The 11,891-nt window shown below is 65.7% G+C and carries 9 protein-coding genes and 1 pseudogene; 8 read left to right on the forward strand and 2 right to left on the reverse strand.

Annotation, left to right across the window (positions count from 1 at the left end):
• Positions 1–615 precede the first annotated feature (615 nt).
• From BMX93_RS06300 to BMX93_RS06335, 8 genes and pseudogenes are all read left to right on the forward strand, one after another.
• Positions 616–2,487 (forward strand): MFS transporter, encoded by a 1,872-nt coding sequence (locus BMX93_RS06300; RefSeq protein ID WP_091969130.1) that lies wholly within the window; start codon positions 616–618, stop codon positions 2,485–2,487.
• Positions 2,484–2,924: a MarR family winged helix-turn-helix transcriptional regulator gene (locus tag BMX93_RS06305; protein ID WP_091969133.1), complete on the forward strand. Its 441-nt coding sequence runs from the start codon at positions 2,484–2,486 to the stop codon at positions 2,922–2,924. The genes BMX93_RS06300 and BMX93_RS06305 overlap by 4 nt, the downstream gene beginning before the upstream one ends.
• A gap of 62 nt (positions 2,925–2,986) precedes the next feature.
• A complete protein-coding gene (locus tag BMX93_RS06310) occupies positions 2,987–3,910 on the forward strand; it encodes an ABC transporter ATP-binding protein (protein WP_218139245.1) in 924 nt (307 codons plus the stop codon).
• Positions 3,907–5,151: an ABC transporter permease gene (locus BMX93_RS06315; protein WP_091969137.1), complete on the forward strand. Its 1,245-nt coding sequence runs from the start codon at positions 3,907–3,909 to the stop codon at positions 5,149–5,151. Before BMX93_RS06310 ends, BMX93_RS06315 begins: the two co-directional genes overlap by 4 nt.
• 105 nt (positions 5,152–5,256) lie before the next feature.
• A pseudogene (gene mgtE, locus BMX93_RS06320) lies at positions 5,257–6,561 on the forward strand (magnesium transporter).
• A gap of 107 nt (positions 6,562–6,668) precedes the next feature.
• The gene (locus tag BMX93_RS06325; RefSeq protein ID WP_091969139.1) at positions 6,669–7,724 is read left to right on the forward strand and encodes a zinc-binding metallopeptidase family protein; all 1,056 of its coding nucleotides are present in this window, start codon (positions 6,669–6,671) and stop codon (positions 7,722–7,724) included.
• On the forward strand, positions 7,721–9,910 hold the full coding sequence (locus BMX93_RS06330) for an alpha-galactosidase (RefSeq protein ID WP_091969141.1): 2,190 nt from the start codon (positions 7,721–7,723) through the stop codon (positions 9,908–9,910). Before BMX93_RS06325 ends, BMX93_RS06330 begins: the two co-directional genes overlap by 4 nt.
• Positions 9,911–10,059: 149 nt before the next feature.
• A complete protein-coding gene (locus BMX93_RS06335; RefSeq protein ID WP_091969143.1) occupies positions 10,060–10,272 on the forward strand; it encodes a TOBE domain-containing protein in 213 nt (70 codons plus the stop codon).
• Positions 10,273–10,278: 6 nt separating this feature from the next.
• Here BMX93_RS06335 and BMX93_RS06340 read toward each other — a convergent pair whose 3' ends face one another.
• Both BMX93_RS06340 and BMX93_RS06345 read right to left on the reverse strand, forming a co-directional pair.
• Positions 10,279–10,794, reverse strand: a complete 516-nt coding sequence (locus tag BMX93_RS06340; RefSeq protein WP_091969145.1) for an ACT domain-containing protein — start codon at positions 10,792–10,794, stop codon at positions 10,279–10,281.
• Position 10,795: 1 nt separating this feature from the next.
• Positions 10,796–11,863 carry a lactate/malate family dehydrogenase gene (locus tag BMX93_RS06345; protein WP_091969147.1) on the reverse strand — a complete coding sequence of 356 codons (1,068 nt, stop codon included), beginning with the start codon at positions 11,861–11,863 and terminating at the stop codon, positions 10,796–10,798.
• Positions 11,864–11,891: the final 28 nt, after the last annotated feature.

Here is an 11,891-nt window from a genome sequence, read left to right on the forward strand (position 1 = left end):
GATCCGTGGTTCGGGTTATCCCAATGCCGATTCCCGTGATTAGTTTGTCAACCCCGTCGTGCTGGTGACATGGCTGATGTGAGCATTGGCGAGAAACGCACAGCAACTATCGTCTGAGCCAGTTCTGGGTCAAGCCAGAAACGACTGCCTCATTGCCGTTCCCTCGATCGCCGTCACTCACCAACAAAAGGGTGGAGAATCATGGCCTGTGCAACAGCGCCCGGTGATGCCCGTGAGGTACCCGAAGTCGACGACTCTGCGGGTCACGAGCAATGGCATGCCAAGAGTATAGCGTGGATCTAGATTGCCCTCTGACAAGCGACTTCAGCGATGATATCGCCGTGGAGCGATGTCCGCCAGCAGAGCTGGTCGCCGCCACGGACAGCCTCGCGATCCACCGCGCAGTACGCCGGATGGCCTGTGTGTGCGCCGGGATGCGAGCAGGCCTCGCAGGTGCTGCCGGGCTCCTGGTTGTTTGGCGCTGAAGGCCACACGGTCTAACATTTGCTTAGCACCAAGCAAGTAAATTTCGATCTTTGGTGCGGAGCCACAGCTGCCTCCGGTGTGTTGCTTCGCGTCGGGGGTGTCGGCCTCGCACCAGCAGAAAGCCGGCACATGTCCTTGTTCAGTCGCTCGCGAGGCGCTCACACCGACGGGGAGGCTCCCGTCTTTTCGGCTCGTTATCACTGGATCGCCCTGAGCAACACCACCCTCGGCATGCTCATGGCCACCATCAACGGCTCCATCGTCATGATCTCGCTGCCGGCGATCTTCAAGGGCATCAATCTGGACCCGTTGAAGCCGTCCAATGTCAACTATCTGCTGTGGATCCTCATGGGTTACATGGTGGTGACCGCCATCTTCGTCGTGCCCTTCGGGCGGCTCGGGGACATCTTCGGCCGGGTACGCATCTACAACCTCGGCTTCGCCGTGTTCACGGCCGCGTCGATTCTCCTGGCGATCGACCCCTTCACCGGCGCTGCCGGTGGCCAGTGGCTCATCTGGTGGCGGATGGTCCAGGGCCTGGGTGGGGCGATGCTGTTCGCCAATTCGACAGCCATCATCACCGATGCCTTCCCCGCCCACCACAGGGGCATGGCGATGGGTGTCAATCAGGTCGCTGCCATCGCGGGCAGCTTCATCGGACTGCTGGTGGGCGGGCTGCTGTCAGTGATCGATTGGCGGGCCATCTTCTTCGTGAGCGTGCCGGTGGGCCTGATCGGCACGCTGTGGGCTTTCACCTCGCTCAAGGAGATCGGCACCCGCAATCCCGGGCACTTCGACCTCGCCGGAAACGCCTTCTTCGCCGCCGGGCTCGGTCTGGTGCTCATCGGCGTCACCTACGGCATCCAGCCCTACGGCACCAGCACAACCGGGTGGACGAGCCCATGGGTGCTTGGTGCCCTGATCGGTGGCGTAGTGCTCCTCGCAGTCTTCGTGACGATCGAGCTGAGAGTTGCCCAGCCGATGTTCGAGATGCGCCTCTTCCGGATTCGTGCGTTCACGGCCGGCAACATCGCCACGCTGTTGTCCGCCATCGGGCGCGGCGGTCTGCAATTCATGCTGATCATCTGGCTACAGGGCATCTGGCTGCCGCTGCATGGCTACAGTTTCGAGTCAACGCCCTTGTGGGCAGGGATTTACATGCTGCCCCTGTCGGTCGGCTTCCTGGTGGCAGGCCCGGTCTCGGGCATGCTCTCGGACCGCCTCGGTGCCCGGCTGTTCTCGACCCTCGGTCTGGGCATCGTGGCGCTGACCTTCGTGCTGCTCTTCCTCATGCCCGTCGACTTCACCTATTGGCAGTTCGCCGTCGTCATCTTCTTCTCGGGCATCGGCTCGGGAATGTTCAGCGCCCCGAACCGGACGGCCATCATGAATTCGGTGCCGGCAAACCAGCGCGGCTCGGCGTCCGGCATGGCGGGCATGTTGCAGAATGCCGGGAATTCGTTGTCGATCGGTGTCTTCTTCTCACTGATGATCGTCGGTTTCTCCTCGACCCTGCCGCAGACACTCACCAGCGGGTTGCTCGCCCATGGTGTTCCGGCTGGGGCCGCCCAGGCCATCGGCCATGAGCCGCCGGTTGGTCTGCTCTTCGCGGCCTTCCTCGGCTTCAATCCCATCCAGGAGCTCCTGCGCGGCGCTGGTGTGCTCGGTTCGCTGCACGCCCAGGACGTTTCCGCGCTCACGGGCAAGGAATTCTTCCCGCACCTCATTTCTGGGCCCTTCCACGACGGACTCGTCGTCGTCTTCAGCGTGGCAGCAATTCTCACCCTCATCGCGGCTGCTGCGTCCATGGTGCGCGGTGATCGATTCGTCAACGAAGCAGCTGCTCTCGAAGAGGCGGCGGAGGAGAACGGGCTGAATCCGTTCGCCCCGCAGGGATTCAGCGAGCCGGGTGGCGACGATGAGCCGGGTGGTGAGGAAGCGCTTCCCCGCGAGATGCTGGCTCGTGAGAGTCTGGCTCGTGAGGGTCTGGTCCGGGGATGATTCCGCAGGCCTCACCCGCTGAGCCCCTGCGCGAGGTCTGCGAACTCGCGGCCCACGTCCTGCCTGCGCTCAACCGCAGGCTGCGCCCCAAGGGGAGCGAACTGGGCATGGGCATGCTCGCGGCGCTGTTCACGGTGGGCAAGCACGGTCCGCTGCGTTCGGGTGATCTTGCCCGCTGGGAGGGGGTCGCGGCCCCGACGATGACACACATGATTTCGTCCCTCACGAAGCGGGGCTATGTGGGCCGTCGCCGCGATCCCGGCGACGGGCGTGCCTGCCTCATCGAGATCACCCCTGCTGGCAGCGATGCGCTGGCCCGCGCGCGCCATGACTACGCCGATCGCATCGAGAATTTGCTCGCGGGGCTCACCCCGCACGAACTGGGCATCATCCACGCTGCACTGCAGATCCTCGCCCAGCAGGCCCGGATCGACTGAGGCGCCTGATCCCCAGCGCAGGTCCGTAAGCACCGGTGCGTCCACTCCGGTAGTTTGTGGCCATGGCTGTACACGCAACGGCCGAAGTCACCCCAGCTGTCCACGTCGAGCACTTCCAGATGACCTTCGGGTCGACCAAGGTAGTGCGCGATCTCTCCTTCGACGTGGCGCGCGGCGAGACCTTCGGCTTCCTCGGGTCGAATGGCTCCGGTAAGACAACGACCATCCGCGCGCTGCTGGGGCTCTATGAGCCCAGCGGAGGTGTCCTGCTCGTCAATGGGGCGAAGTTCCGCCCGGGCCAACAGGGACTTGGCTATCTGCCCGAGGAGAGAGGCCTGTACAAGAAGGAACAGGTGCTCACGACGATGGTCTACTTCGGCCAGCTCAAGGGCATGAGCGCAGCGGCCGCCCGTGCCTGGTCGCTCGACTATCTCGATCGGGTGGGCCTCGCCGACAAGCAGCGCGTGCGCCTGGACAAGCTCTCGGGCGGCGAGCAGCAGAAGATCCAGCTCGGTGTCACGGTCATGAACGATCCGGAGCTGCTCATCCTCGACGAGCCCACCAAGGGCTTCGATCCGGTGAACCGCCGCCTGCTCATGGACATCATCGAGGAGCAGCGCAGGGCCGGGGCCACCGTCATCATGGTCACCCACCAGATGGACGAGGTGGAGCGGCTCTGCGACCGGGTGCTGCTCCTCAAGGACGGTGTTGCGAGGGCATACGGCAGCGTCCCCGAGGTGCAGGCACAGTTCGGCGCCGCCAGCATCGTGGTGCGCTTCCATGGCGAGCTGCCTGCCAGCGACGGGTACCGCATCGCCTCGGTGGACAACGGCCGCGCAGAACTGCTGTTGAACCCAGGGACCCGGCCCGAGGATGTGCTGAGTTATCTCGCCGCGTCGGGCCTGAGCATTTCGGAGTTCACGCCGAGGCGTCGCTCCATGGAATCGATCTTCGTCGAGGTCTACGGCAAGGAGGCACGGCTGTGAGCACCCAGCACAATCTCGGCACCGTCATTCGTTTCGAGGTGACCCGTGCGCTGGCCAAGCGCAGCTTCTGGCTCGCGACGCTGGCGATGCCGGCGTTCATCGCGCTCGTCATGGTGCTGCAGATCGGATCGAGCTCGTCGATCTCGGACCAGACCCAGGGGCAGGCGTCCGCCCACATCAACTTCGCCTATGTCGACGACTCCGGCCTCGTCAATCCGCAGATCGCGTCGGCGGCCGGGGGCACGCGCATCGCCGACCAGAACGTGGGGGTGGAGCAGGTGCGTTCGGGCGCTCTCGACGCGTTCGTGCACTATCCGGCCGATCCTTCCAGCCAGCCTGTGCAGATCTCGGGACGCGATGTCGGCATGTTCGCTTCCGGCAAGTACGAGGCGGTCGCCAAATCGGTGCTCACCGCGAGCGTGAGCGCCAAGATCGGCGATCCCCGGCTGGCGGCGATCAGCTCCGGGCAGATCAACTCGGTGACCACCACCTATAAGGACGGTGCCGTATCGGGTGGCCTGCGGGAGGCGCTGCCTGCGCTGCTGTTCCCGGTGCTGTTCCTGCTCGCCATCATGCTGCTGGGCAACCAGATGCTCTCGGCCACCCTGGAGGAGAAGGAGAACCGCGTCACCGAGATGATCCTCACCACCATCGAACCGGACCGGCTCATCGTCGGCAAGATCATCTCGCTGTTCATCGTGGGATTCGTGCAGTTTCTGGTGTTCTCGGTACCGACAGTGCTCGGCTATATCGCGTTCCGTGATCGGATGAGCCTGCCCAATATCGATCTGTCCACCCTGGTCTTCTCGCCCTCGCGCCTCATCATCGGTTTCCTGCTGCTGCTCGGGGGCTTCGCGCTGGTGGCCGGCTCGCTCGTCGCGCTCGGAGCCGTGATGCCCACCGCCAAGGATGCCGGCCCGGTCTTCAGCGCAATGATCCTGCTCGTCTTCATGCCGCTGTATGCCAGCGCCTTGATCATCAGCGATCCCAGTGCGCTCATCGTCCGCTTCTTCAGTATCTTCCCCTATTCGGCGCCGCTCACCGCCATGGCACGCAATGCCCTGGGGACTCTGCCGGTGACCACCGCCATCGCCACTATTGTCTGGCTGTTCGCTCTCGCCGCCGTCGCATTGGTGGCGGCGGTGCGGCTGTTCAAGTACGGCTCGCTGTCGTACGGGCAGCGCTTGAGCCTGCGCACCCTGCTGCCCGGTGGCCGCGAGCGTGGCGGGGCGCGCGGCTGAACCGTGCGTCCCGATGCTCAACGGCCCGGTTCATCCCCCAGCGACTCGCAGGGGTAAGCCATGGCCGGAGATCAGACAGCGATTGATTCACGCCAGCTGAGCACAATGATCGGCAACGGCTCACTCGCCGATGCGTCGGTGAGTTTGTCCGGGCAGTCCGCCGGCTCACTGGTCGGCACGCTCAGCGAGTTGCCCGCCACCGAGCAGGCCGTTGCCTTCCAGCTGCTGGCCAAGGACACGGCGATGGACGTCTTCGAGTGCCTCGATGCGGGCCTGCAGAAACCCCTGGTCCGGGCACTGCACGACGAAGAAGTCACCGAGGTCTTCTCGGCACTCGACCCGGACGATCGCGCCCGCCTGGTCGAGGAGTTGCCGGCAAAGGTCGCCAAGCGGCTCATCGCCGATCTGTCACCCCACGAACGGACGCGGACGGCCGTGGTGCTCGGATATCCCGCCGATTCGGTCGGCCGCTTCGTCCATGAGCAGACTGTTGCCGTGCATCCTGGGGACACGGCCGCGCAGGTGATCGCCCAGCTGCACGAGCGCGCCGGGGACGCGACCGACTTCGAGACGATGGCCGTCATCGATGCCCGGCGGACGGTGGTGGGCCTGCTCCACCCGCGAGCCGTGTTCGCCGCCGGGCCCGGCACACCGGTGGCGGAGCTGTCCGCCCCGCCACTGGGCGCCGAGGTCACACAGCTTGCCACGGGGGCGGCCCGCGATCTCCTGCGGAATCGGCTGAGTGCGCTCCCGCTGGTGGACAGCGAGCGGCGACTGGTCGGCATGCTCGGGCTCACCGACGCGGCCCTCGTCCTCGACGAGTCAGCAGCCGAGGACGCCGCCTTCGCGGGTGCCAGCAGCCCCATCCGCCGGCCCTATCTGCATACCCCTTTCCTGTATCTGGCCCGTTCGCGCATCGTGTGGCTGTTCGTGCCGGCGATCTCGGCGATTCTCACCGTCAACGTGTTGTCGATCTTCGAGGACACGCTGGCGAAACGGGTGGAGCTGGCATTGTTCATCCCCCTGCTCACCGGGGTGGGAGGCAACACCGGCTCCCAGGCTGAAGTGACCGTCACCAGGGCGCTGGCAATGGGGGATGCTTCCCCCAAGGACCTGCTGGCCGTTGCCTGGAAGGAACTGCGCACCGGCCTGCTGCTGGGCCTGGCCCTGGGGCTGACAGGCCTGATCGTGGCCTGATTCGCCTACGACCTGCGGATCGGGGTCGTCATCGGCCTCACCATTGTCATCGTCCGTGGACTCGCTGCCACGGTCGGTGGGGTCATGCCGCTCATCGCGAAATCGATCGGTGTCGATCCCGCTGTTTTCTCCACGCCATTCATCGCGACCTTCTGCGATGCAACCGGACTGCTCGTCTACTTCACCATCGCCACCAGAGTGCTCGGGCTCTGAGTTGGGCTTGCGGGGGCAGTTTCTGGGCATTGCCCGGGAAACCTCGTGAACAGCGTTGCGATTGGCGGCCTGGATGGGATGGCTCGCGTAGCGTCAAGGGCGTGCACATGCTGACCTGCCCGAACTGTGGCCTGCCCATCCGTCTGGAGAGCCTTGCCTGTGAGAACTGCGAGACGACCGTCATGTTCGATCCCCAATCGCTCACCGTTGTGCGCCTCGGGGACGCCGAGAATGCGCAGGGCGCAGCGCTCGCACCCTGCGCGAATCGCACCCTGCTGTGCAACTGGGCGGTGCCTGCGGACGCTGCGCAGAATCTGTGCTTCTCCTGCCGGATCACCCGCCGCCGACCCGATGGCAGCGACCCGGCAAGTCTCGAACACCTCGCGGTGAGCTATCAGGCCCAGCGTCGGCTGCTCATCGGGCTGGCCGACCTGGGTCTGCCCGTGGTGCCCTATTGGGTCACAGACGGTGGGCTCGCCTTCGACCTGCTCGACTCGACGACCTCCGGCGAGAAGGTGATGATCGGGCAGGCGAATGGCGTGATCACCATCGACCTTGCCGAAACCCTCGATGCCCATCGCGAGGCGCAGCGCGTCAGATTGGGGGAGCCCTACCGCACAGTCCTCGGGCATTTCCGCCACGAGGTGGGCCACTACTTCTCCTGGCAGCTCGTCGAGAAGCCCGGCGGGCCGATGCTCGATGAGCTGCGGGAGCTCTTTGGCGACGAGCGGGCCTCCTACCAGGACGCCCTCGACAGACACTATTCCAACGGCGCCCCGGCCCAGTGGGCAACGAACTACATCTCGGAGTACGCCACGATGCACCCGAGCGAGGACTGGGCCGAGACCTTCGCCCACTACCAGCACATTCTCGCAACACTGAGCACGGCAGCCAATGGCGGGCTGCGGCTCGTGCCGCCGGAATCGACGCACTTCTTCGACGAGATGATCGTGCCCCGCGACTCCTACGCCGACGTCGACTTCTCGGTTGCCCTGCGTGACTGGCGATGGGTCGCCAGCTTCCTGAACCGCGCGAACAATGCGATGGGCAATGATGACCTCTATCCTTTCCGTATTCCGGAGACGGTCGTGGCCAAGCTCGAATTCGTCCACCGCGTCGTGCGGTCATCGCACACCGAAACACCCTTCGTGGAGGCCGCATGATTCTTGGTCCGCAAACACAGCTGGCCCATCTGCACGCGTCAAAAACGTCGATCGTCATCGACGTGTCGTCCGGACGCGATCCTGCCATCGTCTACTGGGGCGCCGATCTCGGTAATGTCTCTTCGGCCGTGCTGGAGGCGATGGTGCGTGCCGGACTCGACCCGACGGTTGGCAGTTCGGTGGACGGCGGCGTTCGATTGGGGGCCCTGGCGCTGTCCTCGTCGGGGTGGAGCGGGCGGCCCGGACTCGCCGGTCACCGCGATGACGGTACGGCATGGGCGCCCGCGCTGGGGGTCGACGAGGTCCTGCTGGACGCCGCCGAGATCGCGGTCGACGCTGCAGCGGTGAGCGCCGGAGCCGGGAGACTGCGCTGCTCAATGGTTGACCCGGACTGTGGCCTGCGTGCTGAGCTGATCGTGGAATTGCTTGCCACCGGACTGATCCGGGTGCGCGCCGAGGTCACCAACGAGGCAGCTGAAGACTGGACGGTGGATGAGCTGGCAGTGGTGCTGCCGGTGCCGCTGCAGGCCGATGAGCTGCTGGACTTCTCGGGCCGGTGGTCCCATGAGCGAGTACCGCAGCGGCGTCACCTCGACCTGGGAAACTGGCTGCGGGAGAGCCGCCACGGGCGCACCGGTTTCGACTCCCCGACCATGAGCTTCTGCGGGGAGCCGGGATTCGACCAGGCCTCGGGTCAGGTCTGGGGCCTGCATGTCGGCTTCTCGGGAAACCAGCGCTGCTGGGTGGAACGCCGTCCCGAGGGCCGCCAGGTGATGGCTGGTGGCGAGCTCCTGTTGCCCGGCGAGGTTCGTCTCGCCCAGGGGCAGGGATACCGGAGTCCATGGGTCTATGCGGTGCACGCCGATGGGCTCGACGATGCCGCCCATCGCGTGCACGACTGGCTCCGGAGCCTGCCCGGGCACCCCGCCACCCCGCGTCCGGTGACACTGAATGTCTGGGAGGCCGTCTACTTCGACCACGACGAGCAGACCCTGCTCAGCCTGGCCGAGCGTGCCGCTGCCATCGGCGTCGAACGTTTCGTCCTCGATGACGGCTGGTTCCTGGGCAGGCGCAACGACACGGCAGGTCTGGGTGACTGGGTCGTCGATCCACAAGTCTGGCCAGCTGGGCTTCATCCCCTGGTGGATCACGTCCGTGAGCTGGGTATGCAGTTCGGCTTGTGGTTCGAGCCGGAGATGATCAACATCGACTCCGAGCTTGCCCGCGCGCACCCCGACTGGATCATGGCCACCGGCGCCCGGCTGCCGGTGGAATGGCGTCACCAGCAAGTACTTGGTCTTGCGATACCCGAGGCATTCGATCATGTCCACGCAGCAATCGGCGCCATTCTCGACGAGTACGACATCAGCTACATCAAGTGGGACCAGAACCGTGATCTCATCGACGCAGGGGACCGTCAGCGTGGTGGGCGCCCGGTGGTGCACGAGCAGACGCTGGCCTGCTACCGGCTGATGGACGCGCTGCGTGCGGAGCACCCGGGGCTGGAGATCGAAAGCTGTTCGTCCGGCGGCGGGCGCATCGATCTGGAGATGGCCAGGCACGCCCAGCGCTTCTGGATCTCCGACTGCATCGACCCCCACGAACGGGCCCAGATCATGCGCTGGACCGAGCAGATCATCCCGCCGGAGATGATGGGCACCCATCTGGCATCCCCGCGCAACTCGATCACCGGACGGGTCAGCGAGCTGTCCTTCCGGGCCGGGATGGCGATCTGGGGACACTTCGGGGTGGAATGGAATCTGCTGGAGACCACCGATGACGAGATGTCCCGGCTCAGCGAGTGGATCGCCTTCTACAAGGACGAACGGGCCCTGCTGTGCACCGGGGACCTGGTCCGGCGCGATCTCGGCGGCGCGCTGCTGCTGCACGGCGTGGTGGCCCGGGACCGGCTCCGGGCGCTGTACGGGCTCATCCGTCTGGAGAGCACGGCCCTGGCGCAGTCCGGGCAGGTGCTCATCCCAGGTCTCGACGATCATGCCAGCTACCGGCTGCGTCCCCGGCTCGTCGGCAACGGCCCGGAGCGTCTCGGCGAGCCGGCGTGGTTCGGAGTTGATCATGAGGGCATCGTCATGACCGGTCAGGCGCTCCGCCTGCACGGGGTGCGGGCGCCGCAACTGCTCCCCGATCAGATTCTCATCCTGGAGGCCACCCGGACGGCCGGTTGATCCTGCTGGGCATCGCCGGGTGCTCACCGAGGTCAGTGGTGCTCCCTAGACTTGGCGATGTCGGTACGAGATTGACCACAAAACGCAATCTCGGCACGACATTGACCAGGAAACATTGACCAGGAAACATTGACCAAAGGAGTTTCACCATGCGCCTGTCGACTCGAAACCAGTTCCCCGGAACCATCACCTCGATCACCGAGGGTGAGGCAATGGCTGTCGTCAAGATCGCCGTGGAGGGCACGGACCTCGTGGTCACCTCCGCCATCACCAAGGATGCGGTGGAATCCCTCGGGCTGAAAGTGGGGGAAAAGGCCTACGCACTGATCAAGTCCACCGAGGTCCAGATCGCAGTCGACTGAACGTCGTCAGCGCTCCGGGGCCGGCGGCAGCAGCGCCACGTTGACGCGGCTGGCACCGGACGCGATGGCGCCGTCGATCACCCGGGTCACCATGAGGAACTGCCCGTCCACCAGCAGCGGTTCGCCCGGTTGGGTCGCCCCCGACCATGTGACGCTCACATCGGCGGGGGGCAGGAAACGGGTGCCGGGGGCGGGGTGCACAACGCCCGCTGCCTGCACCTGGGGGTCGTCTGATCGCAGCACCGCGACCTCAAGGACGATGGCCAGTCGTTGCAGGGTCCGCCGGATGACGCGTTCCAGACGCTCGCTGGTGGAGAAGATCATCGTGATCATTGCCGTGCCGCCGCGGATGTCGCCCGTGGCGAAGGACTCGATGCTCACCCCCCGGCTGCTCACCACTTCGGCCATCGCCGTGACACTTCCCGGCCGGTCAGCAGCGAGGACATAGGCGACGTACTGGTGGGGTCGGCTGTTCTCCTCGCCGTCTTCGCGGTCGGTGGAATCGCCCGGCACAGCATCCATCTCACAGTCCCCATTCACTCAGTGTGTGATTCACCCGCGTCATGCTCTGACGAAGACGCTCGTCCTCATCGGCTGCGAGCGGGTCGAGCATGACACGGGTCCACCCTTCCGGTCCGAGCACGAGCGGCAGCCCGGTGACTGCCCTCACCGGTTCGCCATCCAGCTCGATATCACCATCCAGGCGCACCTGGCCGGCAACGACGATCTCGCGACCGTCGAAGACCGTGTCCACGAGGTCGACAGCCGCGCCGGCAGTGCCCGAGGCGGTGCGTGCGCCGCTCTGGTGGGTCAGCCAGGGTCGGGCGACTAGCCGCAGATCCGGGGGCGATTCCTCGACGGCGGCGAAGGCGGCGCCCATGTCGTTCACCGACAGCTGCAGGAGGATTCTCTTCGCGGCCTCGATCTCCGCGTCGAAACCGGCCAGTGAGCGCTGCCCGCGCAGTTCACCCAGAGCCCGGCGTCGCTCGCTCGTCGTCAAACCGGTGATCCGCATCGTTGACCACAGGGGAACCATGTCATCGCCGTGCTGACCGGCCACGAATCCCCCGACCGACTGGCGGCGGATCCCCAGGGAGGATGCGATCTCGCGGCGAAAACGGAGCGTATCGAGCCAGGCCCCCATACCGATGACCCGGTGGCGTCCGAGGATGCTGGAGAACACTGCGACGGCAAGTTCCACCGGGTTGGAGACGACGATGACCACCTCACGGCCCGAGCCGTTGCGCGCGAGTTCGGTGGCGTAGGAGCGGAAGACTTCGATGTTCTGCTGGGCGAGGGCCCGGCGGTCGATGCTGGCCCCCGGAGCCGCCGGCACGGTCTGGCCCGCCGCCATCACGATGACGTCGGCCACGACCTCATCGGGGGCCAGCGCCACATCGATGAGCGGGGCGTGTTCGGCATAGGCATCGATGAGATCGGCACGCAGGCCGTGCGCGGCCCGCCCCGAGGAGCCGGAGCCCCTGGCGACCAGCTGCAAGCGTGAGGACACCGGGATGATCCGGCGTTCGATGAGCTGGACGCAGATCTGGCGTCCGACGGTGCCGGTGGCACCGACCACTGCAACATCCATGGCGGTCAGGTTAACGTGGGCAGATGTC

The organism is Propionibacterium cyclohexanicum (genome assembly GCF_900111365.1).
GTDB classification, from domain to species: domain Bacteria; phylum Actinomycetota; class Actinomycetes; order Propionibacteriales; family Propionibacteriaceae; genus Propionibacterium; species Propionibacterium cyclohexanicum.

Excerpts from the sequence above, each read along its gene's own strand:
- BMX93_RS06300 (WP_091969130.1), top strand. The coding sequence starts at position 616 with ATGTCCTTGTTCAGTCGCTCGCGAGGCGCTCACACCGACGGGGAGGCT.
- BMX93_RS06340 (WP_091969145.1), bottom strand. The coding sequence starts at position 10,794 with ATGGATGCTGTGCCGGGCGATTCCACCGACCGCGAAGACGGCGAGGAG.
- BMX93_RS06305 (WP_091969133.1), top strand. The coding sequence starts at position 2,484 with ATGATTCCGCAGGCCTCACCCGCTGAGCCCCTGCGCGAGGTCTGCGAA.
- BMX93_RS06335 (WP_091969143.1), top strand. The coding sequence starts at position 10,060 with ATGCGCCTGTCGACTCGAAACCAGTTCCCCGGAACCATCACCTCGATC.
- BMX93_RS06345 (WP_091969147.1), bottom strand. The coding sequence starts at position 11,863 with ATGGATGTTGCAGTGGTCGGTGCCACCGGCACCGTCGGACGCCAGATC.
- BMX93_RS06330 (WP_091969141.1), top strand. The coding sequence starts at position 7,721 with ATGATTCTTGGTCCGCAAACACAGCTGGCCCATCTGCACGCGTCAAAA.
- BMX93_RS06325 (WP_091969139.1), top strand. The coding sequence starts at position 6,669 with ATGCTGACCTGCCCGAACTGTGGCCTGCCCATCCGTCTGGAGAGCCTT.
- BMX93_RS06310 (WP_218139245.1), top strand. The coding sequence starts at position 2,987 with ATGGCTGTACACGCAACGGCCGAAGTCACCCCAGCTGTCCACGTCGAG.